The sequence below is a fragment of the Pseudomonas sp. UBA7530 genome, from assembly GCF_002479365.1.
Taxonomy (GTDB): domain Bacteria; phylum Pseudomonadota; class Gammaproteobacteria; order Pseudomonadales; family Pseudomonadaceae; genus Aquipseudomonas.
In genome coordinates, this window is sequence record NZ_DLMS01000010.1 from 75823 (window position 1) to 99103 (window position 23281).

Consider the following 23281-nt stretch of genomic DNA (forward strand, 5'->3'; position numbering starts at 1 on the left):
AAAATACAGGCCTTGGACAGTGGCAGGGCGCCAGCAGTTCAGGCGGCCAGCTGGCGCAGGCGCTCTAAGTCGAGAATCTCGATCTCGCCGTAGGTCAGCTGGACCACGCCCTGCGCCTGCAACTCCTTGAGAATCTGGTTGGTGGTCTGGCGCGACAGCGAGAGCATCAGCGCCAGCTGTTCCTGGGCCAGGTGCAGCACGCGGCGAGGTTCGCTCTCGCCGTAGTTCTCGGCGATCAGCAACAGGCGCCGGGCCAGGCGTGGTGCGGCCGGCAGCAGGCTCATGTCCTCCAGGGCGACGAAGGCCAGACGCAGCTTGTGGCTCATCAGCAGGGCGAAGTCGCGCCAGTACTGCGGCTCGCGCTCGAGCAGCGCGAGCAGTTCATGCTGGGGCAGCAGCAGCAGGGTGCTGGCGCTTTCGGTGAAGGCATCGTGGGTGCGCGGCAGGCCATCGAACAGGGAAATTTCGCCGAACCAGTAAGGCGGCTCGATCAGGGTCAGCAGCGCCTCCTTGCCGTTCTCGCTGACGGCGCCGACGCGCACCGCCCCTTCCACCACCGCATAAAGCCCGCTGGGCTTGTCGCCACGACGAAACAGCCGCTGACCGGCGTCCAGACGCTGCACCTGGGCCATGTCCAGCAGGCTCTGGCTCAGCGCCGGAGGCAGTGCGGCGAACCAGTGGCCCTGGTTCAACTGGCTGAAGTAATGATGCGGATCGGGCATTACGGTTCCTGGACGGTTGCGCGGTGGTGCGGCGATCCCTGCCATTTGTCGGCTAGCCGACAGTGCGACGAGCGGCGGCGAGGTGATCATGCTCGGGCCTGTTTCACATATGAGGACGATAACAATGAAAACCCTCGTCGATCACCTGGCGCAGTATGCCGCCTACCACCGCGACCGACGCAACATCGCCAGCCATTTCATCGGTATCCCGATGATCGTGCTGGCCGTCGCCGTGCTGCTGTCGCGCCCTGGTTTCCAGCTGGCCGGCCTGTGGCTGGCCCCGGCGACGCTGGTGGCGCTGGCTTCGGCCTGGTTCTACCTGCGCCTGGATGCCCGCTTCGGCCTGGTCATGAGCGCGTTGCTGGCACTGAGCCTGTGGCTCGCGGCCAAGCTGGCGGTGGCGAGCACCGGCCTGTGGCTGGCGGCAGGGCTTGGCCTGTTCGTGGTCGGCTGGGTCATCCAGTTCGTTGGCCATTATTACGAAGGCCGCAAGCCGGCGTTCGTCGACGACATCATGGGGCTGATCGTCGGCCCGCTGTTCGTGGTCGCTGAACTGGCCTTTCTGCTCGGCCTGCGCAAGGAAGTCGAGCATGCCGTGGTGGAAATCGCCGGGCCGACCTGCATTCGCGAGAAGAAAGCGCTGGCCTGAGCGCGTGCTGCTTCTTCTGTTCGTCGCGGCTGAAGCCCCTCCCACAGATTCCGTGGGAGGGGCTTCAGCCGCGAGCCTTTCTAGTACATCGCCATCCACTGGCTCGTCATCGAGCGTGCATGGCGATCCACGGTGATCGGGGCGAAGGGGCGGCCGGAGACGCTCTGCAGGGCATTGCTCTGGCTGTTCATGTCGGCCAGTGCGGCGCGTAGATAGCTCCAGCGCGTCTGCAACTTGCTCACCTGCGGATCAGCTTGCTCCTCGAGCGCCTGCAATTCACCGTCGATCGCCGGCAACAGCAGACGTTCGTCCTGGCCGAGGTAGGTGCCGGGTTGTTCCCGGGCGATCTCGAAGGTGCCCAGGTAGGAGCGACTGAGGTACTGCACGCTGAGGTACTCGACCTTCGCCGCCAGCTCGCTCTGGCCCTCGGCGCCGGGCAATGCGCGGGCCGCGCTGAGGAAGTCGCGCAGGGCGCGGCTGAGGTCTTCGGGGAAGCGCCAGGGGACATTCTCGTCACCGGGGCCATAGGAAACACCGTTGCGCAATTGGGTAACGAGTGCCTGATGGGCGCTGGTGAGTTCGGCGCTGCCCTGCGGCAGGCTCTGCATGGCGCCGGCCAGAGCGGCCAGATCGGCTTCCAGGCGCTGCTGATGGGTCTTCTGGAAACCTTCGCCGCGTAACAGCATCAGGCTGCTGGTGGCGCGGCTGGCATGTATCTGAATCTGTTCCTGCGGGCTGACGGCTTCGGCGAAGGCCAGGGGCGAGAGCCCGACGAAGAGTCCGAGCGACCAGAGAAAAGCATGGCGCAACAGTGCTTTACAGCGCATCCGGGGTGCTCCTTGTTATTGTTTTGAGCAGGTATGCATTGGCAGCGTCGACGACGCAGCGCCAAGACTACTGCGCCAAGCGTAGCGGAGCATGACCCGAAAGAGTGATTTCGTCGGAAATCGCCACCGTTCAGAGGCTTTTCATCAGATTGCTCAGGTACTCGGCGGTGAAGGCGTCGGCGGGGAAGAAGGTTTCCAGTGCCAGTTCGGCGAGGGTCACGTCATTCGGCGTACCGAACACCGTGATGGTGCTGATCAGGCTGAGCACGCCCTGCTCGCTGTGCAGTTGCAGCGGCACCAGCACGGCGTCGCTCGGTGGCGCAGGGACTTCCGCCGGTGCCGGGTAGTCGCGCAGCTCATCGAGTAGGGCGAACAGGGCGTCGTCGCCGCTGATCTCCGCATCGCGCTGCAGGCGCATCAGCAGGTGCGCGCGCCACAGCGCCAGGTTGGCGATGCGCGGGGCCAGGCCCTCGGGGTGCAGCGACAGGCGCATCACGTTGAGCGGCGGGCCGAGCAGGAAATCCGGCATGCCGGCGAGGAAGGCGGTGGCCGCCGCGTTGGCGGCCAGCAGGTTCCACTGCCGATCGATGGCCAGCGCCGGATAGGGCTCATGGGCCTTGAGCAATTGATCGATGGCCTGGCGCGCGGGGGCCAGTGCCGGGTCGGTCAGATCATGCTGGCTGTACAGCGGGGCGAAGCCGGCTGCGCTGAGCAGGCGATTGCGCTCACGCAGGGGAATGTCCAACTGCTCGGCCAGATGCAGCAGCATGTCGCGGCTGGGCTGAGCGCGGCCGGTCTCGACGAAGCTCAGGTGACGCGTGGAAATCTCGGCCTCGAAGGCGAGGTCGAGCTGGCTCAGGCGGCGCCGCTGGCGCCATTGGCGCAACAGGGCGCCGGCGGTCTGGGATTGGCTGTTCATGGTCTGCACGATAGTGCAGTCAGGTCATGTCAGCCATTACCTGGCAGGTAATCGACGCCCTGATGGTTTCGGCGAAATCTGTAGGCCAGGCACCACCCCGGTGCCCTTACGGAGAATTCGTCATGAACGTACTGCAACCTTCCCCGATGCTACGCAACGCCCTCATGCTCGATGGTCTGCTCAGCGGCGTCACCGGCCTGCTGCTGGTCCTGGCAGCAGGCTGGCTGGGCGCCTTTCTCGAATTGCCGCGTCTGCTGTTGCTGGTCGCCGGCAGTGCCCTGCTGCCCTTCGCGGCGATGCTGGTGTGGCTGTCCAACCGCGCAGAAATCAGCCGCACGGCCATCTGGGCGGTGATTGCGGTCAACGTCGTCTGGGTGGTCGACAGCTTGCTGTTGCTGGTGGTGGGTTGGGTGTCGCCGAACCTGTTCGGCCATGCCTTCGTCATTGCTCAGGCTTTGGCGGTCGGGTTGCTGGCCGAACTGCAATGGTTCGGCCTCAAGCACTCGCAGGCTGCCGTGGCCTGAGGTCGGCTCAGAGGCCACGCAACGCCAGCTCGGCGCCGAGTAGCAACAGGCCGATGAAGAACCAGCGCTTGAAGCGCTCCGCGCTGATGCGCTTGCGCAACCACTGGCCGGCTGCCATGCCCAGCAGGGCAGGCAGCAAGGCCAGGGCAGACAGCCCGAGCACCGCCGGTTGCAGCAGTTCACCGCTGTGACCGAGTGCTGCCGCCAGGGCCAGGGTAGAGACGCTGAACGACAGCCCCAGCGCTTGCACCAGGTCGTCCTTCTCCAGGCCGATGGCCTGCAGGTAGGGTACGGCGGGAATCACGAAAACGCCGGTAACCGCAGTAATCGCACCAGTAATGGCGCCGATCACCGGGCCTAACCACGCTTCCTTGGCCCGCTCCACGCGAAAGTGCACCCTGGCCAGGCCGAGCAGTGCGTAGAGCACCAGGGCTGCGCCCAGCCAGCGGGTTGCGCCGGGCAGGTCGAGGCTCTGCAGCAAGCCGGCGACCAGCAGCGTGCCGAACAGGATGCCCAGCAGCATCGGCCACAGGCGGCGCGCCATCGGCAGCGGGCTGCGGCCGTCGCACAGTTGCCAGATGTTGGTCACCATCGACGGAATGATTAGCAGCGCAGCGGCATGCAGTGGCGCCATCACCAGGCCGAGCAGACCGACGGCTATGGTCGGCAGACCGAGGCCGACCACGCCCTTGACCATGCCGGCGAGCAGAAAGGTGACGAGGATCAGCGGCAGATGGTCGGTCATCGCGCCGCCCCCTGTTCGTGGATCGCCCGGCTGTCGGCAGGCGCCTCGTCGCGTTCGTGCATGCCGTAGTCACGCAGCACCTGGGCCACGCGCAGACGATAGTGACCGAAAACCTCCTCGCGTCCTGCCGTCTGTGCGCGTCGGTGTTCATCGCGCTGGCGCCAGGCCTGGACCGAGGCTTCGTCCTGCCAGAACGACAACGACAGGATCTTCCCCGGCTGGGTCAGACTCTGGAAGCGCTCGATGGAGATGAAACCCGGCTGTTCGGTGAGCAGCGGGCGCAGCTCTGCGGCGAGGTCGAGATAATCCTGCTGTTGGTCCGGCTTGGCCTCGACTTCGAAGATCACGGCGAGCATCGGCTTTCTCCCTGGCTGGCTCTGGCTGAAGTTGCCTGCCAGTATCCACATTTGCTGCACGCCATGTTTCGTCATGAGGTGAATTATGGAATACGCACCGGGTTTCAGTTCGATCGCCGCCCTGCTCGCCGATGCCGGGCGTGCTGCCATGGTCTGGGCACTGATGGACGGCAGCGCGCGGCCGGCCGGTGAGCTGGCCATGCTGGCGGGGCTGTCGCCGTCGTCGACCAGTGCGCACCTGGCCAAGCTGGTGGAGGGTGGCCTGCTGGCGCAGCAGCGGCATGGGCGCAATCGTTACTACCGCCTGGCTGGGCCGGAAGTCGGGCAACTGGTCGAGGCGCTGGCCAGTGCTGCACTGGCTGCACAGCCCCGGCAAGCTCGCGCCATACCAAGCTCGCGCGGCACGCCGCAGCCCATGCGCGAGGCGCGCACCTGCTATGACCATCTGGCCGGCGAGCTGGCGGTCGGCATATTCGCGCGCATGCGTGCAGCCGACTGGCTGAGCGAGGAGGGCGGTGCGCTGAAGCTGACCGCAAGCGGCGAGCAGGGGCTGCAGGCGCTGGGTATCAATCTGCAGCAGGTAGGCCGTCAGCGCCGCCAGCGTTTGTGCGCCTGCCCGGACTGGAGCGAGCGCAAGCCACACCTGGGCGGTGCGCTGGGCGCGGCGTTGCTGACTCTGTGCGAAGGCGAGGGTTGGCTGCGGCGCAGCAAGGAGTCGCGTGCGTTGCAGGTGTCGCCGCAGGGACGCAGGGCGATCATGGCGATCGCGGCTCCTTAGCTTCGTAGGGTAGGCCGGGCGGCGATCCGCTTTAGATTCGTAGGGTGGGCTTTAGCCCACCAATAAAGGTTGAGCTCTGTTTCGGTGGGCTGAAGCCCACCCTACGCCCACCCTACGTCCTACCGCACGGCCCATTCTACGAAGTGCTACGCCTGGGCGCTGACCGGCTTGCCGCCCTTGGGCTTGAAGTACAGGGTGGTGCCGCGGGCGAGGTTGTTCAGGCTGACGTGATCCTTGGCCACCTCGGCCTCGATCAGTTCGTCCTGGCCTTCGACTTTCAGCGTGATGCGGGTGATCGCGCCGAGCAGGCGGATATCACGTACTTCACCGGCCTTGTGCTCCGGGCTTGGCTCGCTGGACAGGTCGACCTCGTGCGGGCGGAACAGCACGTGGTGATCGTTGCCGACGTAGAGGCGGTTGGCGTCACCGAGGAAGTGGTAGACGAAGTCGTTGGCCGGATGCTCGTAGACCTCGGCCGGGGTGCCGATCTGCTCGATCACGCCCTTGTTCATCACCACGATGCGGTCGGCCACTTCCATGGCTTCTTCCTGGTCGTGGGTGACGAATACGCTGGTCAGGTGCACTTCCTCGTGCAGGCGCGCCAGCCAGCGGCGCAGCTCCTTGCGCACCTTGGCATCCAGCGCGCCGAAGGGTTCGTCGAGCAGCAGCACTTTCGGTTCTACCGCCAGGGCGCGGGCCAGGGCGATACGCTGGCGCTGGCCGCCGGAGAGCTGTTCCGGATAGCGGTCGCCGAGCCAGTCGAGCTGCACCAGGTTGAGCAGCTCGTGCACCTTCTGCTTGATCACCTCTTCGCTCGGGCGCTCGCGCTTGGGCTTCATGCGCAGGCCGAAGGCAACGTTGTCGAACACCGTCATGTGGCGGAACAGCGCGTAGTGCTGGAACACGAAGCCGACGTTGCGATCACGTACGTCGTGCTCGGACACGTCCTCGCCGTGGAAGCCGATGCTGCCGCTGTCCGGGGTTTCCAGGCCGGCGATGATACGCAGCAGGGTGGTCTTGCCGCAGCCGGACGGGCCGAGCAGGGCGACCAGCTCGCCGCTCTGGATGCTCAGGTTGATCTCGTTCAGCGCCTTGAACTGGCCGAACTGCTTGTTGACGCCTTTGACTTCGATACTCATGGCTTATTCCTGGTGGTTCCGTGGGCCGTGCCTCACGGCTGTCAGTCTTCTCGGTTGGCTTGCAGCTGGCGGCTCAGACGCGCTTCGCTCCATTGGCGAAGCAGCAGCACCACCAGGGCCATGACGAGCAGCAGGATCGCCACGCTGAAGGCAGCGACGATGTTGTACTCGTTGTAGAGAATCTCGATGTGCAGCGGCAGGGTGTTGGTGTAACCGCGGATATGCCCGGAAACCACCGAAACTGCGCCGAATTCGCCCATCGCACGGGCGGTGCACAGCACCACGCCGTAGATCAGCGCCCATTTTACGTTAGGCAGCGTGACATGCCAGAACATCTGCCAACCGTTGGCACCGAGCAGGCGCGCGGCCTCTTCCTCGGTGGTGCCCTGTTCCTCCATCAGCGGGATCAGCTCGCGGGCGACGAAGGGGAAGGTGACGAAGATGGTCGCCAGGACGATGCCGGGCACGGCATAGACGATCTGCAGGTTCTGCGAGTCGAGGTACGGCGCGAGAAAACTCTGTGAGCCGAACAGCAGCACGTAGATCAGGCCGGCGACCACCGGCGACACCGAGAAGGGCATGTCGATCAGGGTGATCAGGATGCTCTTGCCACGGAACTCGAACTTGGTCACCGCCCAGGCCGCGGCGACGCCGAACACCAGGTTCAGCGGCACCGAGATGGCGGTCGCCAGCAGGGTCAGCTTCAGCGCCGAGATGGCGTCCGGCTCGCTGATCGCCTGCCAGAAGAAATCCAGGCCGCGGCTCAGGCCCTGGGTCACCACCATGTACAGCGGTAATACGAGAATCGCGGCGAACACCGCCCAGGCGATGACGATCAGGGCGATGGCGCCGACGGAGCGGCTGGCCGGGCGCGCAGCCGCGCTCTGGCCAAGGGTTGCAAGGCTCATGACGGGCTCCTCAGAGTTGCGGCTGGATGCGGCGCTGCAGGATGTTGATCAGCAGCAGCAGGAGGAACGACACCACCAGCATGATCACGCCGATGGCAGTGGCGCCGGGGTAGTCGTACTGGTCGAGTTTGGACACGATCAGCAGCGGCAGGATCTCGGTCTTCAGCGGGATATTGCCGGCGATGAACACCACCGAGCCGTACTCGCCGACGCCGCGGGCGAAGGCCAGGGCGAAGCCGGTCAGCCAGGCCGGCAGCAGGCTCGGCAGCAGCACATGGCGGAACACCTGCAGCGGCTTGGCGCCCAGGCAGGCGGCGGCTTCCTCGACTTCCTTGGGGATGTCGGCCAGTACCGGCTGCAACGTGCGCACCACGAACGGCAGGGTGACGAACACCAGCGCCAGGGTGATGCCCAGCGGGGTGTAGGCGATCTTGAAGGGGAACAGCGAGCCGATCAGGCCGGTTGGCGCATACAGCGCGGTCAGGGCGATGCCGGCCACGGCCGTGGGCAGGGCGAACGGCATGTCGACCATGGCGTCGATGATGCGCCGGCCGGGGAAGGTGTAGCGCACCAGCACCCAGGCGATGATGGTGCCGAGAATGCCATTGAGCAGGGCGGCGGCCAGCGCGGTGCCGAACGAGAGTTTCAGCGAGAACTGCAGCTGGCGGTTGTTCAGCAATGCCCACCACTGTTCGCCGGTCAGCTGCAGCGAGAAGAGGAACATCGCCCCCAGCGGAATCAGCACGATCAACGCCAGGTAGGTGATGGTGTAGCCCAGGGTCAGCCCGAAGCCGGGTATGACCGGGGAAGTTCGACGAGACATGGAGTGTCCTTTTACCCAAAGACAGCGATCGGGAGCCGCGCCCCGCAGGCGCGGCTCCAGTGGCGAATCTCGCGAGGCAATCGCGAATGAATTCGCTCCTACTGGTTGATCTTGGTGAAGATCTGGTCGAACACGCCGCCGTCGTCGAAGTACTTCGGCTGGGCCTGTTTCCAGCCACCAAAGTCCTTATCGATGGTCACCAGCTTGAGGTCCTGGAACTGGTCCTTGAACTCGGCGGCGACTTTCTCGTTGCGCGGGCGGTAGAAGTTCTTCGCGGCGATGCGCTGGCCTTCTTCGCTGTACAGGTGCTCCAGGTAGGCCTCGGCCAGGGCACGGGTGCCCTTGCGCTCGACGTTGGCATCGACCACCGCTACCGGCGGCTCGGCGAGGATCGACAGCGACGGGGTGACGATCTCCAACTGGTCGCCGCCTTCTTCGGCCAGCGACAGGTAGGCTTCGTTTTCCCAGGCCAGCAACACATCACCCAGGCCACGCTGGACGAAGCTGATGGTCGCGCCGCGCGCGCCGGTATCCAGCACCGGGGCGTGGCGATAGAGCTCGGTGACGAACTCCAGGGCCTTGTCTTCGCTGCCGAACTTCTCGCGGGCATAGGCCCAGGCGGCGAGGAAGTTCCAGCGCGCGCCGCCGGAGGTTTTCGGGTTCGGGGTGATGACTTCCACGCCGTCCTTGACCAGGTCGTCCCAGTCCTTGATGCCTTTCGGGTTGCCCTTGCGTACCAGGAACACGATGGTCGAGGTGTACGGCGTGCTGTTGTCCGGTAGGCGTGCCTGCCAGTTTGGATCGATCAGCTGCTGGTTGAGATTCAGCGCGTCGATGTCGCCGGACAGTGCCAGAGTCACCACGTCGGCGCGCAGGCCATCGATCACTGCGCGGGCCTGCTTGCCCGAGCCACCGTGGGACTGCTGGATGGCGACGGCCGGGTTGCCTTGCGCTTGCCAGAATTTGTTGAAGGCGGCGTTGTACTCGACGTACAGCTCGCGGGTCGGGTCGTAGGACACGTTGAGCAGAGGCTGGGCGATGGCCGGGCCGGCGATCAGGGTGCTGGCCAGCGCGGCCAGGGCGAAACGGCGAATGGACATGGTGCAGCTCCTAAACTGGATAGGTTCTTGTGTTGGCGGAGGCGTTGGGGTTGTGGCCCTCTGGTGGTCCAGTCGGGCTGCAGCATGGTTAGTTCTTGGTGTTCGGTTGTTGCAGGCGGATCTTTTCCTTGCGCTCGATCTGCACCACCTGGCCGTTGTGTACGGTGATTTCCACCGAACCGAATTTCAGGCCATGCAGTGCGGTCTGGATCTCGCGCAGGATGCTGGCTTCATCCTGGCCTTCGAGGTTTCTCAGCGTCGCGGTCATTTCCAGGCTCCTTGTGAATAGGTCGCCACGGCGGCGTAACGAGTGCCGACGCTGGCGTGGAGCGGATAGTAGAGAGGCTGAAATATTCTTAAAAATACTGTTTCAGAACATTTATATGCTTTTTGGAAATATAAAACCGCGCGATATGGATACGTCAATGGAATAAGCAAAGAAATTCTTATTCTTTTTGTATTTGATTCGAGCTGCCTAGACTGGCGCCATTCGATTCAAGGAGGCGCCGTCATGGCCAGCGAAGCAATCCGTTATCTGATCCTGCCGGGCTGGCAGGGCTCACCCGAAGCGCACTGGCAAAGCCACTGGCAACGCAGCCTGCCGGGTACCGTGCGCGTCGAGCAGAGCGACTGGCTCAATCCGCAGCGCGCAGACTGGGTCGCGGCGCTGAATCAGGCGCTGGCAGCCGATCCGCGGCCCGCGATCCTTATTGCCCACAGCCTGGGCTGCGTGACGGTGGCGCATTGGGCCGCACAGGCGCCGGTCGAGCTGCTGCGCCGGGTGCGCGGTGCGCTGCTGGTGGCGCCGGCTGATGTCGAGCGGCCGGGTTGCCCCGAGCCGCTACGCAATTTCGCGCCGATGCCGCGTGATCTGCTGCCGTTTCCCAGCCAGCTGGTGGGCTCCGACAACGACGCGGCGGCCAGCGCCCTGCGCGCGCTGGAGCTGGCGCGGGCCTGGGGTAGCGAGGCGGCGATCCTGACCGGTGCCGGGCATATCAATGTGAAGTCCGGACACCGCCATTGGGAGCAGGGATTCGCCTATCTGTATCGCCTGCAGAGTCGCATCGAACAGCAGGCGCGCTTGCGCGCCTGAAAGCCCTTAACGGGCCAACACCTTCGGAGCGGGGTCGGGCCAGGCAGCCGCCCGCTCTTTTTTATCGCCCGCCAGCCATGGCGGCCACTCTTCGAGCCGTTGTGGAGCACGGTTGAGAATTGCTCCAGCCCATTTATTTGCATACAGGCCGCGCTGATGAGGTGCGGCTCAGGAGCTGCACGTCATGAGTTTTCCACCCGGCTTCCCACCGCCCCTGACCTTTGCCGATTCGGACAAGAGCCCGCTGAGCATTCGGGCCAAGGCGCTGGTATTCGTCGATGCGCGTTCGCGCCAATTGCGCGAGCGCGCCGAGGCGCTGGCGGGCAATGGCCAGCCGCTGCTGATCCTTGGCGAGACCGGCACCGGCAAGGAATTGCTGGCGCGCTATATCCATCGTCAGAGCGAGCGCGCTGGCCTGTTCGTGGCGGTGAGCTGCGCGGCGATCAGCCCGCAATGGGGTGAGGCCGAGCTGTTCGGGCATGTCGGCGGCGCCCATGTCGGGGCCGCCAGCAGCCGCGCCGGCTGGTTTGGTTCGGCCAATGGCGGCACGCTCTACCTCGATGAGATTGCCGACCTCGCGCGGCCCTTGCAGAGCAAACTGCTGGCCGCCCTGGAAACTCGCGAGGTATATCGCGTCGGCGCCAGCCAGGCGTTGCCGGTGGACGTGCGCCTGGTGGCGGCGACTAGCATCGATCTGGCCCGCGCGGTGGCAGCCGGCACGTTCGACGAGCGCCTGTACGCCTACCTGTGCGACGGCCAGCTGCTGTTCCCGGCGCTGCGCCAGCGGGTTGGCGACATCCTGCCGTTGGCCGAGTACTTCCTCGGCATCCACGCCTCGCGCCTGGGCCTGGCCATCCCGCCGATCAGCCCGGCAGCGCAGGCTGTACTGGAGTCCCATCGCTGGCCGGGCAATACCCGCGAGCTGGAGAACGTCATTCACTTTGCCCTGCTGCTGGCCGGCCATGACGAAATCGGACCGGAGCATCTGGAGTTGCCAGGGTGCGTGTAATCGCCCCGGATTGCATCCGGGCTACGGACTGGAGCTGCCCGGTACTGCGAGACTGATCGTTCCTCACGCTCCGCGCGGAAATGCCCTCGGGACGCTCTGCGTCCGTTCGGGTTTTGCCTAGCTATCAGATAGCTACGGCGCCAGTAGCGACACCGACTTGATCTGCGCCCAGAGCGCCTGGCCGGCATGAATGCCCAACTGATCGAAGGAGTAACGGGTGATCCGCGCCAGCAGGCGCTGTTCGCCCAGGCGCAGGGTCAACAGCATCTGCGCGTCGAGTGCCTGCCAGCTCTCCACCGTCGCCGGCAGCAGGTTGAGTAGGCTGCTGCCCTCGGCGCGTTGCAGGCTGAGGCTGACGTCGCGCGCCTTGATCTTCACCCGCACCGGATGGCCGTTGGGCAATACCGCGTGAGGCAGGCGCAGGCGCGCCTCGCTGCCGGGCAGGCGCAGTTGCAGCAGGTCGTAGGCGGCAGCATGGCCGCAGACCTCGCCGTCGATCACCGCCTCGGCATCGTCATCGCTGGCGAAGGGCAGGTCGGCGCGTAGCAGGGTTTCCTTGAGCGGGCCGCTGGCGCGCACCTGGCCTTCGTCGAGCAGCACCAGATGATCGGCCAGGCGCGCCACTTCGTCCGGCGCATGGCTGACGTAGAGCACGGGGATGTCCAGCTCTTCGTGCAGGCGCTGCAGATAGGGCAGCACCTCCTGCTTGCGCTTGAGATCGAGCGAGGCCAGCGGCTCGTCCATCAGCAGCAGGCGCGGGCTGGTCACCAGCGCGCGGGCAATGCCGACGCGCTGGCGTTCGCCACCGGACAGCGCCGACGGCTTGCGCTCGAGCAGATGACCGATGCCCAGCAACTCCAGCGCCTGATCCAGCGCCACCCTGCGCTGCGCGGCGGGGATGCGTTTCTGCCCGTACTCCAGATTGCCGCGCACGCTCAGGTGCGGGAACAGGTTGGCATCCTGAAACACGTAGCCGATGGCGCGCTGGTGGGCGGGGAGGAAGAAGCCGCGCTCGCTGTCCTGCCAGAGTTCGCCGGCCACTTGCAGATAACCCTGCTGTGGACGATCCAGCCCGGCGAAGCAGCGCAGACAACTGGTCTTGCCCGAACCGGAATGCCCGAACAATGCGCTGACGCCCCGCGCCGGCAGGTCGAGATTCACATCCAGGCGAAACTCGGCGCGCTGCACCAGAAAGCGCGCGCGGATACGCCCGTCGTCACTGACGACAGGCGCCTTGGCCTTGCCGAATCCGAACATCACAGAGCCCTCACCCTGGTGCTGCGGCCGCCGTATAGCGCCAACAGAACGATGAAGGAGAATGCCACCATGCCGCCGGCCAACCAATGTGCCTGGGCGTAGTTCATGGTTTCCACATGGTTGTAGATCTGCACCGACACCACCTGGGTCTTGCCGGGGATATTGCCGCCGATCATCAGCACCACGCCGAACTCACCGACCGTATGGGCAAAGGCCAGGATCGCGGCGGTGACGAACCCCGGGCGCGCCAGCGGCAGTACGACGCTGAAGAACGTATCCCAGGGGTTGGCGCGCAAGGTTGCGGCGGCCTCCAGCGGGCCGCGGCCAATGGCCTCGAAGGCGTTCTGCAAGGGCTGCACGACGAAGGGCAGGGAATAGAAAATCGAACCGATCACCAGGCCGGTGAAGCTGAAGGTAAAGGTGCCCAGGCCGAGGCTTTGCGTCAGCTGACCGAAGAAACCGTTGGGGCCCATGCTCACCAGCAGGTAGAAGCCGATCACCGTCGGCGGCAGTACCAGCGGCAGCGCCACCACGGCCCCGACCGGACGTTTCAGCCAGGAGTCGGTACGGGTCAGCCACAGCGCGATAGGCGTGCCGATGATCAGCAGCAGCACGGTGGTCAGCGAGGCCAGCTCCAGGGTCAGGAGGATGGCGTCGAGGTCATTCTTCGACAGCGGCATGGGTGGATTCCGATGATGGCAGACAGAGCCCGGGCTGCAGCCGGGCTACGCGGTTTGCCTGATCTTCTGCAGGGAAAGAGCCCAGCATAGTGGCATTACAGGCAGGCCTGCCAAGACGCTCGATAGCAGAAAGCTCGCGGACAAGTCCGCTCCCACAACAGCTGCAACTTGTGGGAGCGGACTTGTCCGCGAATGATCCGAACCATCGAGCGCGATCGCTGCAGGCATCACTGGTTGTAGCCGTAGGCCTCGATGATCCTGGCGGCCTGCGGGCCCTTGAGAAATTCCACCAGCGCAGCAGCGGCGGGGTTGTCGGCGCCCTTGTTGAGGATCACCGCGTCCTGCCTGATCGGCTCGTGCAGCTCGCCAGGAACGATCCACGCAGAACCGCTGCTGAGCTTGCCGTCCTTGTACACCTGCGACAACGCGACGAAGCCCAGTTCGGCATTGCCGGTGGAGACGAACTGGTGCGCCTGGGTGATGTTCTGGCCCTCGACCAGCTTGGCTTTCACCGCTTCGCCCAGGCCCAGCTTGTCCAGCACCTGGGTCGCGGCCAAGCCATAGGGCGCGGCCTTCGGATTGGCGATGGACAGGTGCTTGAACTGCCCGGCTTTCAGCGCGGCGTCCGTGCCGTCGAGGTAGCTGGCGTCGGCCGACCACAGCACCAGGCTGCCGATGGCGTAGGTGAAGCGCGAGCCCGGCACGCTCGCGCCTTCGCCCTCCAGCTTGGCCGGCGTGGTGTCGTCGGCGCTGAGGAATACATCGAACGGCGCGCCGTTGTTGATCTGCGCGTAGAACTGCCCGGTAGCGCCGAAGGAAGCCACCAGCTTATGCCCGGTGGCCTTCTCGAACTCAGGCGCGAGGACCTGGATCGGCGCGGTGAAGTTGGCGGCCACCGCAACCTTGACTTCGTCGGCGATGGCGCCGCTGGCGAATACCAGGGTCAGGGCGAGCAGGCTGTGCTTGAGCGGCTTGAGCATGAGGATTCCTTGCTGTTCTGGCGACGCAATCGGTCTTGGCGGAATGGCGAATGCGGCAATCCTACATCGTTATGTTGTTTTGTATATAGCGTGCGATCGAAGCGTGTCGCCGTGCCCGATCTTCGTGCATGTCCGCTCCTGCCTGCACCGTCAGTGCCTCAGGCAGTTTTTACCTTGCCAGCGACTACAAAAAACATAATTTCGCTAATGCCCCGCTCTGAACAGAATGCCCTCAACGAACCGCCGCGGCGGATCAGTCACGAGCAGAATCAGAGCAGGCAACCATGACCGACCTGAAGCAGACCGCCTTTCCCACGCCCGCTGGTCGGGCCCCCGCAATTCTCGAAATCGATACCCTGGTCGTTGGTGCTGGCCAGGCTGGCGTCGCCATGAGCGAGCACCTGGGCAAGCAGGGCGTACCGCACCTGGTGCTGGAAAAGAACCGCATCGCCGAAGCCTGGCGTACGGTGCGCTGGGACTCGCTGGTTACCAACGGTCCGGTCTGGCATGACCGTTTTCCGGGGATGGAATTTCCCGATCTGGGGCCCGATGACTTCGCCCACAAGGATCAGGTTGCCGATTACTTCGAGGCCTACGCCAGGATGATCGACGCGCCAATTCGCACCGGCGTCGAGGTGAAGAAGGTGGTGCGCAACGCCGACCGCCCCGGCTTCACCGTGGAAACGTCCGAAGGTGTGATTCAGGCCAATCGCGTGGTGGCGGCCACCGGGCCGTTCCAGCGTCCGGTCATTCCGGCCATCGCGCCGCAGGACGAGTCGCTGCTGCAGATTCACTCGGCGAAGTACCGCAACCCGCAGCAACTGCCGGAAGGTGCGGTGCTGGTGGTAGGTGCCGGCTCCTCCGGCGTGCAGATCGCTGACGAGCTGAACCGCGCCGGGCGTCGGGTCTACCTGTCCGTAGGGGCGCATGACCGGCCGCCGCGCGCCTACCGCGGTCGCGACTTCGTCTGGTGGCTCGGTGTGCTTGGCCTGTGGGATCTCGAGAGCGTCGAGCCGGGCAAGGAACACGTGACCATCGCCGTAAGCGGCGCCCACGGCGGTCGCACCATCGACTTTCGTGAGCTGGCCGGACAGGGCATCACTCTGGTTGGTCTGACCCGCTCCTTCGAAAACGGCGTTGCCAGCTTCCAGGACAACCTGGCCGAGAACCTGGCCCGTGGCGACGAGAACTACCTGTCGCTGCTCGACGCGGCCGATGCCTACATCACCCGCAATGGCCTCGACCTGCCCGAGGAGCCCGAAGCGCGCAAACGCTTTGCCGAGCCGGCCTGCGTCAGCGATCCGCTGCTGCAGCTGAACCTGGCCGAAGCCGGCGTCACCTCGATCATCTGGGCCACCGGCTACGCCACGGATTTCAGCTGGCTGCAGGTCGATGCCTTCGATGATGCCGGCAAACCGCAGCACCAGCGCGGCGTCTCCAGCGAGCCGGGCGTTTACTTCATCGGCCTGCCATGGCTGTCGCGACGCGGCTCCACCTTCATCTGGGGCGTGTGGCACGACGCCCGGCATGTCGCCGATCACATCGCCATCCAGCGCAAGTACAGCGCTTACCGCGCGGCCGCTGACCGTGACACTCAGGCCATCGAGGCCACCCCTGCGAAAACCAGCCTGACGGGAGCTCGCTGATGCCCACGCATACTCGCATTCGCATGTTCAATACCAAGGACACCTACCCCAACCAGTCGCTGGACAACGACCTGTGCCAGGCCGTGCGCGCCGGCAATACGGTTTACGTGCGTGGCCAGGTCGGCACCGATTTCGACGGCAAGTTGATCGGCCTTGGCGACCCGGCGGCGCAGGCCGAGCAGGCGATGAAGAACGTCAAGCAGCTGCTCGAAGAGGCCGGCAGCGACCTCTCGCACATCGTCAAGACCACCACCTACATCATCGACCCGCGCTACCGTGAGCCGGTGTATCGCGAGGTCGGCAAGTGGCTCAAGGGTGTGTTCCCGATCTCCACCGGCCTGGTGGTATCGGCCCTGGGCCAGCCGCAGTGGCTGATGGAGATCGACGTGATCGCCGTCATTCCGGACGACTGGCAAGCCCCGCAAGCCTGAGGAGCACGCGCATGACTTTCTCCATCGTCGGACGTTGTCCGGAAACCGGCCAGCTCGGCATCGCCATCAGCTCCTCCAGCATCGCCGTCGGCGCGCGTTGCCCCTGGCTGCGCGCCGGGGTGGGTGCGGTGTCGACGCAGAACATCACCCTGCCGGCACTCGGCCCGCAGATCCTCGACCTGCTGGAAGCCGGCCTCGATCCCCAAGCCGCGCTGGACAAGGCCCTGGGCAGCAATGGCTACGGCCAGTACCGTCAGGTGACGGTGATCGACAGCCACGGCGCCAGCGCGCAGTTTTCCGGCAGCGAAGCGCTCGGCATCCACAGCGCCCGGGCGGGCGAGCAATGTGTCGCGGCAGGTAATCTGCTGTCGAGCACGACGGTGATCGATGCCATGGTCGAGGCCTTCGTGCAGGCCGCTGGCGGTCTGCCGGATCGCCTGCTGGCCGCCATGCACGCGGCCATGGCCGCTGGGGGTGAGGCCGGGCCGGTGCATTCGGCAGCGATGTCGGTGGTCGGCGATCTGGTCTGGCCGGTGGTCGACCTGCGCGTGGACTGGGCCGAGCACGATCCCATCGGCGAGCTGGACAAACTCTGGCGTGCCTACGAGCCGCAACTGCACGACTACATCACCCGTGCGCTTGATCCGACCGCCGCGCCGAGCTACGGCGTGCCGGGTGACGAGTAGGCACAGCGACGTATGGGAGGGGCTTTAGCCGCGACCTGGGAGTTGTCGCCGCTAAAGCGCCTCCCACGGTTCATCGATCAATCTTTCACGGTAACCGCTCATGCCCACCAGCCGCGACCTGCTCGCCGACCTGATTGCCTTCGACACCACCAGCCGCCTGTCCAATCTGGCATTGATCGAGTACGTGCGCGACTACCTCGCCGGCTTTGGTATCGACAGCGAGTTGCTGTTCAATGACGACGGTAGCAAGGCCAACCTGCATGCGCGCATCGGCCCGAGCGGATCGGGCGGGGTGATGTTGTCCGGTCACAGCGACGTGGTGCCGGTCGACGGTCAGGCCTGGACGGTGCCGCCATTCGCCATGAGCGAGCGTGAAGGACGCCTCTATGGTCGTGGTGCTGCCGACATGAAGGGCTTCATCGCCTGCGTACTGGCGGCTGTGGCGGCCTTTCTCGAACAGCCACTGCGTCTGCCCCTGCATATCGCCATTTCCTATGACGAAGAAGTGGGTTGCCTCGGCGTGCGCAGCCTGGTCGAGCGCCTGCGCGCCAGCCCCGAGCGCCCGGCTATCTGCCTGATCGGCGAGCCGACGGAAATGCGGCCGGTGCTGGGCCACAAGGGCAAGCTGGCCATGCGCTGCGAGGTGCATGGCGCGGCCTGCCATTCGGCCTACGCGCCGCAGGGCGTCAATGCCATCGAATACGCGGCGAAGCTGATCGGCCGTCTCGGCGAACTCGGCACACGCCTGGCCGCGCCGGAGCGCCATGACGAGCGCTTCGATCCACCCTACTCGACGGTGCAGACCGGGATGATCCAGGGCGGCCGGGCGTTGAATATCGTCCCCGCCGAATGCCGCTTCGATTTCGAAATGCGCGCGTTGCCGGCCGATGATCCGCAGCAGGTCGCCGCCGAATTGCGTGACTACGCGGAGCACGAACTGCTGCCACGTATGCGCGCGGTCAGCGCTGCCAGCGATATCCGTTTCAGTGAACTGTCCAGCTACCCTGGACTGCTTACCGATCCGGCCAGCGATGCGGCGCAGTTACTGGCAACGATCGTTGGGCGTGAGGACTTCACCACCGTGGCCTTCGGCACCGAAGGTGGGCTGTTCGACGCGGCCGGTGTGGCCACCGTGGTCTGCGGCCCCGGCAGCATGGAGCAGGGACACAAGCCGGACGAATTCGTCAGCCTGGAACAGCTCGAGCGCTGCGATGCCATGCTGGCACGCCTGGCGCAGTGGATGCAGGCGGAGCGCTGAGAAGGGCTGTGGGGGCGCTTTGTTACGAGCGCAGTCGCTTGCGGCCCCTCTTCGAACAAGGTGCTGCCCCGGATCGGAGTTCGCCAGCGCCGCAAAGCCGCTGTAGCAGCGAGCTCTGCTCGCGAAGCTCTGGCCTGCCTCGATCCCGTGCGTTCGCGAGCAGAGCTCGCTCCTACCTAATAGGCGTGGGCAATTCGGGATGCCTCTTGGAACATCAGGGTCTCCAGGTTGGGCGAACTGCCGTAAACGTCGCGGACAAGTCCGTGCTTACTCAGGCGAGTACCGCGGATGCAATCCGGGGAAGCCATCAGGCGCCTGGCGCCGCCTCGCCCAACTCCGCCTTGCAGTAATCGACGAACAGCTGTGCCGGTTTGGTCAGCTGCGCGCGCTTCAGCCAGGCGGCCACCAGGCCGGAGCCGGTCACGGCTTCGCTGATGTTCACGCACACCACCTGCTTGCCGTCGTAGGTCATGTTGCAGTGCGGGCGGGTGACCAGCACCGAGAAACCGAAGCCCTGGCCGACCATGCCCCGCACCATCTCGATCGACGGCGAGCTGAAGACGATATTCGGCGACAGGCCCAGCTCCTCGAAGATGCTCACGAAATAGTTACGGCTGGGCAGAACATCGAGCAGGATCATCGGATCGAGCACCAGGTCGCGCAATGACACCTGCGCCTGGGCAGCGAAACGATGGCCCTCGGGCAGCAGGGCGTATGGGCGCTGTGGCGGCATCAGCGGCTCGGTCTCGATGGTGCCGTCCAGATCGTGCTCGTAGAAGATCGCCAGGTCGAAGCGGCCACTGGTCAGCCCTTGCACCAGCTCGTGCTGCTCGCCGTCGTGCAGGCGGATTTCCACACCGGGGTAGCGCTGACGAAAGCCGGCGATCAGCCGCGGCAGGTAGAGCGGGGCGACGGTCTCGAAGCAGCCAATGTCGATCTGCCCGGCCACCACGTCGTTGTCGGCCAGCGCGTTCTGTTCGAACTCGTGCGCCATGCGCAGCAGTTCCTGCGCCTTGCGGTAGAAGCGTCCGCCGCCGGGGGTGAGCGAAACGCCCTGGGCGTGATGGCGAATGAACAACTGCACGCCGAAGCTTTCCTCCAGCCCCTTGATCGCGGTGGAGATCGACGGCTGGGCGATGTACAGCTTGCGCGACGCCTCGGCGACGCTGCCGCATTCGACGGTGGTAACGAAGTATTTGAGTTGACGCAGAGTGTAGGCAGCCACGCAAGGAACCTCGAACGATCTTGTTTTGGCTCTCACCATACCCGCAGATTAGGGTGCGGTAGGCGAGCATCTTGTTTGCCAGTGGCCATATTTTTTATGGCCCTGGGCGGGGGATGCCTTGCAAGAGTCGTACGCGGGCAGCGAGGAGGGACAGTGTCGGAGCAACTGATGGTGGGCTGAAGCCCACCCTACGCCACTGCGTCCGCTGCCCGGGCGGCAAGTCGGTTCCCTGTCGGGATTCGGTATGGCGGTGAGGCGCCCGCTGGGTGTGCGCAGAAAGTGTGCGTCCGTCAGGCCGGGTCCGTGGCGCTCGTGTCTCGGCGCCGCCAGCATTTGCGCTGTGCGGGCTGTGGTCTGCACAAATAATTGGCGGCTCGCACGCTTTTGGTGCGCTCGTGACCATCTTTTTCGTATGTCCCGGCGACATTTTTAATATTTTTCCTATCTTCGGGCTTGCGCCACCATCAGTCCGCAACAGCCAAACGGCAGAAGGGGACAGAGGTGTACGAACTCAGCGACTGGCAGCAACGCGCCCGCAATCAGGGCTTCATCGAACATGCGCTCATTCAGGGGCGTCGCGTCGCGGCGCAGTCCGGTGCCACCTTCGCCGCCGTCAACCCGGCCACCGGTCAGGTGCTGGCGCAGGTCGCCGCGTGTGGCGAGGCCGAAGTCGACCAGGCCGTACGTAGTGCCCGCCAGGCATTCGAGGCCGGCGTCTGGTCGCAGCGCAGCCCGGCCGAGCGCAAGCAGGTGCTGCTGCGCCTGGCTGAGCTGATCATGGCCAATCGTGACGAGTTGGCGTTGCTCGACTCGTTGAACATGGGCAAGCCGGTGATGGATGCCTGGAATATCGACGTGCCCGGCGCAGCCGGCGTCTTCCGCTGGTATGGCGAAAGCCTCGACAAGCTCTACGACGAGGTCGCCCCCTCTGCGCCCAATGTTCTGGCCACCATCACCCGCGAAGCGCTGGGCGTGGTCGCCGCCGTGGTGCCGTGGAACTTTCCGCTGGACATGGCCGCCTGGAAGCTGGCGCCGGCCCTGGCAGCAGGCAACTCGGTGGTGCTCAAGCCCGCCGAGCAGTCGCCATTCTCCGCCCTGCGCCTGGCCGAGCTGGCCTTGGAAGCCGGCCTGCCGGAAGGCGTGCTGAACGTGGTGCCGGGCCTCGGCGAGCACGCGGGCAAGGCCCTTGGCCTGCACATGGACGTCGACTGCCTGGCCTTCACCGGCTCGACCGAAGTGGGCAAGTACTTCATGAGCTACTCGGCACAGTCGAACCTCAAGCAGGTCTGGCTGGAGTGTGGCGGCAAGAGCGCCAACCTGGTCTTCGCCGACTGTCAGGACCTCGATCTGGCCGCCGAGAAGGCCGCCTTCGGCATCTTCTTCAACCAGGGCGAGGTGTGCTCGGCCAACTCGCGCCTACTGGTGCAGCGCTCGATCCATGACGAGTTCGTCGAGCGCCTGCTGGCCAAGGCGCGCGAGTGGACGCCGGGCGATCCGCTCGATCCGGCGAGCCGTGCCGGCGCCATCGTCGATTCGCGGCAGACCGCGCGGATCATGGATTTCATCCGTGGCGCCGAAGCGGAAGGCGCGCGACTGGCCTGTGGGGGCCGGCAACTGACCTTCAATGGTTCGGACAACTTCATCGCGCCGACCCTGTTCACCGGCGTTGCGCCGAACAGCCGTCTGGCCCGCGAGGAAGTCTTCGGCCCGGTGCTGGCGGTGATGCCCTTCGATAGCGAAGACGAGGCCGTGCAACTGGCCAACGACAGTGTCTATGGCCTGGCAGCCTCGCTGTGGAGCGACGACCTGCACCGCGCCCATCGCGTCGCTCGGCGCCTGAAGGCCGGTACCGTTTCGGTCAATACCGTCGATGCGCTGGATGTCACTGTGCCTTTCGGCGGCGGTAAGCAATCCGGTTTCGGCCGGGACCTGTCGCTGCACTCGTTCGACAAGTACACCCAGCTGAAAACCACCTGGTTCCAGTTGCGCTCCTGATGGGGCGAGCTGGCTGCGTGCACGCTTTCCTCCATGCACAACAACAAGATCGCAGGAGATTTGCCATGACTGATGCCGATATTTCTCTCGGTTCGCGCCCCGTCGAAATCACCCCGGCCTCGGGCAGGCTGAGCCGCAAGCTGGGCCTGGTCGCACTGCTGTCGGTTTCCGTCGGCCTGGTCATCTCCCAGGGCGTGATGGTGCTGATGCTTCAGGGCGTCGGCATCGCTGGCCCGGCGTTTCTGATACCGCTGTCGCTGGCCTTCCTGCTGGCGCTGACTTACGCATGCTCGTTCTCCGAGCTGTCGCTGATGATTCCGCGCGCCGGCAGCCTGAGCAGCTACACGGAAGTGGCCCTTGGACATTTCGCGGCGATCGTCTCGACCTTCTCCGGCTACGTGGTGGTGGCGATGTTCGCCCTGTCCGCCGAATTGCTGTTGCTCGATCAGATCATCAGTCATGTCTATCCGGGCCTGTTCCCCGGCATGAGCGTTGCGGTCGGCGTGCTGGTGCTGTTCACCCTGCTCAATCTGCTTGGCATCGACATCTTCGCCCGCCTGCAGACCGCACTGGCCACGGTGATGCTGATCATCCTGCTCGCGCTGGGGCTTTCGGCAATCAGCGGCAGTGGCAGCGAACCGGCGTTGAGCGGCGGTCTGCCCGACGAGTGGAACCCGATGGGGGCGGGTGTGCTGACCCTGGTAGCGTTGGCCATCTGGGGCTTCGTCGGTGCCGAGTTCGTCTGCCCGATGGTGGAGGAGTCGCGGCGTCCCGAGCGCAACATCCCCTGGGCGATGATCCTCGGCATCACGATCATCTTCGTGGTCATTGCCTTGTACGCCATCGGTGCTTTGTATTACGTGTCGCAAGACGAGTTGGCCAGCTCTGCGCTGCCGCACTACCTCTACGCCACGGCGATGTTCGGTGAGTCCGGCAAGCACGTGCTGGTGATCGCCGCGACCATGGCCACCTGCAGCACATTGAACACCTCTCTGGCCGCTATTCCACGGATGCTTTACGGGATGGCGGACAATGGCCAGGCCTTTCCGCAGTTCAAGCTGCTCAGCCGGCGTTTCAACACGCCCTGGGTCGCGGTGCTGTTCGTGGCCGCGATCACCGGGCTGCCGATCCTGTTCATGGGCGATGATCCGGGTGTGGTCGGCATGCTGCTGATTGCCGCCGCGATCGCCTGGCTGCTGGCCTACATCGTCTGCCACCTGGACGTGATTGCCCTGCGCCGTCGTTACCCCGATCTCAAGCGTCCCTTCCGCACGCCGTTCTACCCGTTGCCGCAGCTGCTGGGCATCGTGGGCATGCTGATCTCCATCTACTACGCCTCGCCGACGCCGGAAATGACCGAGGCGATTTTCACCAGCGCCGGCGTGGTGCTGGGGCTGGTTTCAATAATCGCCGTGGTATGGATCAAGCTGGTGATGCGCAAGCCACTGTTCACCCCGGAACCGCTGGAAAACGTACTTAACCGTCAATGAACTCCGTCCGGGGCCGGACCCCGGACATTTGCTCACATGTA

At 65.0% G+C, this 23281-nt stretch carries 25 protein-coding genes; 11 read left to right on the forward strand and 14 right to left on the reverse strand.

Annotation, left to right across the window (positions count from 1 at the left end; all coding sequences use genetic code 11):
- Nucleotides 1-38 precede the first annotated feature (38 nt).
- Nucleotides 39-722: a Crp/Fnr family transcriptional regulator gene (locus B2U07_RS13580; protein ID WP_296277137.1), complete on the reverse strand. Its 684-nt coding sequence runs from the start codon at nucleotides 720-722 to the stop codon at nucleotides 39-41.
- 124 nt (nucleotides 723-846) lie between these two features.
- On the opposite strand from B2U07_RS13580, the gene B2U07_RS13585 reads away from it, so the two are divergent.
- Nucleotides 847-1371 carry a DUF962 domain-containing protein gene (locus tag B2U07_RS13585; RefSeq protein ID WP_197858586.1) on the forward strand — a complete coding sequence of 175 codons (525 nt, stop codon included), beginning with the start codon at nucleotides 847-849 and terminating at the stop codon, nucleotides 1369-1371.
- 80 nt (nucleotides 1372-1451) lie between these two features.
- Here B2U07_RS13585 and B2U07_RS13590 read toward each other — a convergent pair whose 3' ends face one another.
- Complete coding sequence (locus B2U07_RS13590; protein WP_296277138.1) at nucleotides 1452-2198, reverse strand: hypothetical protein; 747 nt, start codon at nucleotides 2196-2198, stop codon at nucleotides 1452-1454.
- A 130-nt stretch (nucleotides 2199-2328) separates the two neighbouring features.
- On the reverse strand, nucleotides 2329-3117 hold the full coding sequence (locus tag B2U07_RS13595) for a helix-turn-helix domain-containing protein (RefSeq protein WP_296277139.1): 789 nt from the start codon (nucleotides 3115-3117) through the stop codon (nucleotides 2329-2331).
- A gap of 122 nt (nucleotides 3118-3239) precedes the next feature.
- Between B2U07_RS13595 and B2U07_RS13600 the strand changes: the two genes are divergently transcribed.
- Entirely contained in the window at nucleotides 3240-3641 is a 402-nt protein-coding gene (locus tag B2U07_RS13600) for a hypothetical protein (RefSeq protein ID WP_296277140.1), read from the forward strand.
- A gap of 7 nt (nucleotides 3642-3648) precedes the next feature.
- On the opposite strand, the gene B2U07_RS13605 is transcribed toward B2U07_RS13600, so the two are convergent.
- Both B2U07_RS13605 and B2U07_RS13610 read right to left on the reverse strand, forming a co-directional pair.
- On the reverse strand, nucleotides 3649-4386 hold the full coding sequence (locus B2U07_RS13605) for a sulfite exporter TauE/SafE family protein (RefSeq protein WP_275547745.1): 738 nt from the start codon (nucleotides 4384-4386) through the stop codon (nucleotides 3649-3651).
- The gene (locus tag B2U07_RS13610; RefSeq protein WP_275547744.1) at nucleotides 4383-4742 is read right to left on the reverse strand and encodes an antibiotic biosynthesis monooxygenase family protein; all 360 of its coding nucleotides are present in this window, start codon (nucleotides 4740-4742) and stop codon (nucleotides 4383-4385) included. The genes B2U07_RS13605 and B2U07_RS13610 overlap by 4 nt, the downstream gene beginning before the upstream one ends.
- Before the next feature lie 85 nt (nucleotides 4743-4827).
- On the opposite strand from B2U07_RS13610, the gene B2U07_RS13615 reads away from it, so the two are divergent.
- Nucleotides 4828-5520 (forward strand): ArsR/SmtB family transcription factor, encoded by a 693-nt coding sequence (locus B2U07_RS13615; protein WP_275547743.1) that lies wholly within the window; start codon nucleotides 4828-4830, stop codon nucleotides 5518-5520.
- A 146-nt stretch (nucleotides 5521-5666) separates the two neighbouring features.
- On the opposite strand, the gene B2U07_RS13620 is transcribed toward B2U07_RS13615, so the two are convergent.
- From B2U07_RS13620 to oscA, 5 genes are all read right to left on the reverse strand, one after another.
- Nucleotides 5667-6659, reverse strand: coding sequence for a sulfate/molybdate ABC transporter ATP-binding protein (locus B2U07_RS13620; protein WP_275547742.1), 993 nt, complete (start codon nucleotides 6657-6659; stop codon nucleotides 5667-5669).
- A gap of 41 nt (nucleotides 6660-6700) precedes the next feature.
- Nucleotides 6701-7567, reverse strand: coding sequence for a sulfate ABC transporter permease subunit CysW (gene cysW / locus B2U07_RS13625; protein WP_275547741.1), 867 nt, complete (start codon nucleotides 7565-7567; stop codon nucleotides 6701-6703).
- Between the two features lie 10 nt (nucleotides 7568-7577).
- Entirely contained in the window at nucleotides 7578-8390 is an 813-nt protein-coding gene (gene cysT, locus B2U07_RS13630; protein WP_275547740.1) for a sulfate ABC transporter permease subunit CysT, read from the reverse strand.
- A gap of 98 nt (nucleotides 8391-8488) precedes the next feature.
- The gene (locus B2U07_RS13635; RefSeq protein ID WP_275547739.1) at nucleotides 8489-9490 is read right to left on the reverse strand and encodes a sulfate ABC transporter substrate-binding protein; all 1002 of its coding nucleotides are present in this window, start codon (nucleotides 9488-9490) and stop codon (nucleotides 8489-8491) included.
- Nucleotides 9491-9578: 88 nt separating this feature from the next.
- Nucleotides 9579-9758, reverse strand: coding sequence for a sulfur starvation response protein OscA (oscA, locus tag B2U07_RS13640; protein ID WP_197858597.1), 180 nt, complete (start codon nucleotides 9756-9758; stop codon nucleotides 9579-9581).
- A 243-nt stretch (nucleotides 9759-10001) separates the two neighbouring features.
- Here oscA and B2U07_RS13645 point away from each other — a divergent pair, with 243 nt between their 5' ends.
- On the forward strand, nucleotides 10002-10583 hold the full coding sequence (locus B2U07_RS13645; protein ID WP_275547738.1) for an RBBP9/YdeN family alpha/beta hydrolase: 582 nt from the start codon (nucleotides 10002-10004) through the stop codon (nucleotides 10581-10583).
- Between the two features lie 184 nt (nucleotides 10584-10767).
- On the forward strand, nucleotides 10768-11592 hold the full coding sequence (locus B2U07_RS13650; RefSeq protein WP_275547737.1) for a sigma 54-interacting transcriptional regulator: 825 nt from the start codon (nucleotides 10768-10770) through the stop codon (nucleotides 11590-11592).
- A gap of 132 nt (nucleotides 11593-11724) precedes the next feature.
- Here B2U07_RS13650 and modC read toward each other — a convergent pair whose 3' ends face one another.
- The 3 genes from modC to modA form a co-directional block, all read right to left on the reverse strand.
- Nucleotides 11725-12849 carry a molybdenum ABC transporter ATP-binding protein gene (gene modC, locus B2U07_RS13655; protein ID WP_275547751.1) on the reverse strand — a complete coding sequence of 375 codons (1125 nt, stop codon included), beginning with the start codon at nucleotides 12847-12849 and terminating at the stop codon, nucleotides 11725-11727.
- The gene (gene modB, locus B2U07_RS13660; protein WP_181563196.1) at nucleotides 12849-13529 is read right to left on the reverse strand and encodes a molybdate ABC transporter permease subunit; all 681 of its coding nucleotides are present in this window, start codon (nucleotides 13527-13529) and stop codon (nucleotides 12849-12851) included. Before modB ends, modC begins: the two co-directional genes overlap by 1 nt.
- Before the next feature lie 227 nt (nucleotides 13530-13756).
- Entirely contained in the window at nucleotides 13757-14509 is a 753-nt protein-coding gene (gene modA, locus B2U07_RS13665; protein WP_275547736.1) for a molybdate ABC transporter substrate-binding protein, read from the reverse strand.
- A gap of 284 nt (nucleotides 14510-14793) precedes the next feature.
- Between modA and B2U07_RS13670 the strand changes: the two genes are divergently transcribed.
- The 4 genes from B2U07_RS13670 (at nucleotide 14794) to argE (ending at nucleotide 18530) form a co-directional block, all read left to right on the forward strand.
- Nucleotides 14794-16155, forward strand: coding sequence for a flavin-containing monooxygenase (locus B2U07_RS13670; RefSeq protein ID WP_275547735.1), 1362 nt, complete (start codon nucleotides 14794-14796; stop codon nucleotides 16153-16155).
- On the forward strand, nucleotides 16155-16586 hold the full coding sequence (locus B2U07_RS13675) for a RidA family protein (protein WP_197858603.1): 432 nt from the start codon (nucleotides 16155-16157) through the stop codon (nucleotides 16584-16586). Before B2U07_RS13670 ends, B2U07_RS13675 begins: the two co-directional genes overlap by 1 nt.
- A gap of 11 nt (nucleotides 16587-16597) precedes the next feature.
- A complete protein-coding gene (locus tag B2U07_RS13680; RefSeq protein ID WP_275547734.1) occupies nucleotides 16598-17272 on the forward strand; it encodes a DUF1028 domain-containing protein in 675 nt (224 codons plus the stop codon).
- 100 nt (nucleotides 17273-17372) lie between these two features.
- Nucleotides 17373-18530 (forward strand): acetylornithine deacetylase, encoded by a 1158-nt coding sequence (argE, locus tag B2U07_RS13685; protein ID WP_275547733.1) that lies wholly within the window; start codon nucleotides 17373-17375, stop codon nucleotides 18528-18530.
- A 307-nt stretch (nucleotides 18531-18837) separates the two neighbouring features.
- Here argE and B2U07_RS13690 read toward each other — a convergent pair whose 3' ends face one another.
- Nucleotides 18838-19755, reverse strand: a complete 918-nt coding sequence (locus B2U07_RS13690; RefSeq protein WP_197858606.1) for a LysR family transcriptional regulator — start codon at nucleotides 19753-19755, stop codon at nucleotides 18838-18840.
- A 501-nt stretch (nucleotides 19756-20256) separates the two neighbouring features.
- On the opposite strand from B2U07_RS13690, the gene B2U07_RS13695 reads away from it, so the two are divergent.
- Both B2U07_RS13695 and B2U07_RS13700 read left to right on the forward strand, forming a co-directional pair.
- Complete coding sequence (locus B2U07_RS13695; RefSeq protein WP_275547732.1) at nucleotides 20257-21750, forward strand: aldehyde dehydrogenase; 1494 nt, start codon at nucleotides 20257-20259, stop codon at nucleotides 21748-21750.
- Nucleotides 21751-21815: 65 nt separating this feature from the next.
- Nucleotides 21816-23240 (forward strand): APC family permease, encoded by a 1425-nt coding sequence (locus tag B2U07_RS13700; RefSeq protein ID WP_275547731.1) that lies wholly within the window; start codon nucleotides 21816-21818, stop codon nucleotides 23238-23240.
- Nucleotides 23241-23281 lie beyond the last annotated feature (41 nt).

Excerpts from the sequence above, each read along its gene's own strand:
- B2U07_RS13580 (WP_296277137.1), bottom strand. The coding sequence starts at position 722 with ATGCCCGATCCGCATCATTACTTCAGCCAGTTGAACCAGGGCCACTGG.
- B2U07_RS13585 (WP_197858586.1), top strand. The coding sequence starts at position 847 with ATGAAAACCCTCGTCGATCACCTGGCGCAGTATGCCGCCTACCACCGC.
- B2U07_RS13590 (WP_296277138.1), bottom strand. The coding sequence starts at position 2,198 with ATGCGCTGTAAAGCACTGTTGCGCCATGCTTTTCTCTGGTCGCTCGGA.
- B2U07_RS13595 (WP_296277139.1), bottom strand. The coding sequence starts at position 3,117 with ATGAACAGCCAATCCCAGACCGCCGGCGCCCTGTTGCGCCAATGGCGC.
- B2U07_RS13600 (WP_296277140.1), top strand. The coding sequence starts at position 3,240 with ATGAACGTACTGCAACCTTCCCCGATGCTACGCAACGCCCTCATGCTC.
- B2U07_RS13605 (WP_275547745.1), bottom strand. The coding sequence starts at position 4,386 with ATGACCGACCATCTGCCGCTGATCCTCGTCACCTTTCTGCTCGCCGGC.
- B2U07_RS13610 (WP_275547744.1), bottom strand. The coding sequence starts at position 4,742 with ATGCTCGCCGTGATCTTCGAAGTCGAGGCCAAGCCGGACCAACAGCAG.
- B2U07_RS13615 (WP_275547743.1), top strand. The coding sequence starts at position 4,828 with ATGGAATACGCACCGGGTTTCAGTTCGATCGCCGCCCTGCTCGCCGAT.
- B2U07_RS13620 (WP_275547742.1), bottom strand. The coding sequence starts at position 6,659 with ATGAGTATCGAAGTCAAAGGCGTCAACAAGCAGTTCGGCCAGTTCAAG.
- cysW (WP_275547741.1), bottom strand. The coding sequence starts at position 7,567 with ATGAGCCTTGCAACCCTTGGCCAGAGCGCGGCTGCGCGCCCGGCCAGC.
- cysT (WP_275547740.1), bottom strand. The coding sequence starts at position 8,390 with ATGTCTCGTCGAACTTCCCCGGTCATACCCGGCTTCGGGCTGACCCTG.
- B2U07_RS13635 (WP_275547739.1), bottom strand. The coding sequence starts at position 9,490 with ATGTCCATTCGCCGTTTCGCCCTGGCCGCGCTGGCCAGCACCCTGATC.
- oscA (WP_197858597.1), bottom strand. The coding sequence starts at position 9,758 with ATGACCGCGACGCTGAGAAACCTCGAAGGCCAGGATGAAGCCAGCATC.
- B2U07_RS13645 (WP_275547738.1), top strand. The coding sequence starts at position 10,002 with ATGGCCAGCGAAGCAATCCGTTATCTGATCCTGCCGGGCTGGCAGGGC.
- B2U07_RS13650 (WP_275547737.1), top strand. The coding sequence starts at position 10,768 with ATGAGTTTTCCACCCGGCTTCCCACCGCCCCTGACCTTTGCCGATTCG.
- modC (WP_275547751.1), bottom strand. The coding sequence starts at position 12,849 with ATGTTCGGATTCGGCAAGGCCAAGGCGCCTGTCGTCAGTGACGACGGG.
- modB (WP_181563196.1), bottom strand. The coding sequence starts at position 13,529 with ATGCCGCTGTCGAAGAATGACCTCGACGCCATCCTCCTGACCCTGGAG.
- modA (WP_275547736.1), bottom strand. The coding sequence starts at position 14,509 with ATGCTCAAGCCGCTCAAGCACAGCCTGCTCGCCCTGACCCTGGTATTC.
- B2U07_RS13670 (WP_275547735.1), top strand. The coding sequence starts at position 14,794 with ATGACCGACCTGAAGCAGACCGCCTTTCCCACGCCCGCTGGTCGGGCC.
- B2U07_RS13675 (WP_197858603.1), top strand. The coding sequence starts at position 16,155 with ATGCCCACGCATACTCGCATTCGCATGTTCAATACCAAGGACACCTAC.
- B2U07_RS13680 (WP_275547734.1), top strand. The coding sequence starts at position 16,598 with ATGACTTTCTCCATCGTCGGACGTTGTCCGGAAACCGGCCAGCTCGGC.
- argE (WP_275547733.1), top strand. The coding sequence starts at position 17,373 with ATGCCCACCAGCCGCGACCTGCTCGCCGACCTGATTGCCTTCGACACC.
- B2U07_RS13700 (WP_275547731.1), top strand. The coding sequence starts at position 21,816 with ATGACTGATGCCGATATTTCTCTCGGTTCGCGCCCCGTCGAAATCACC.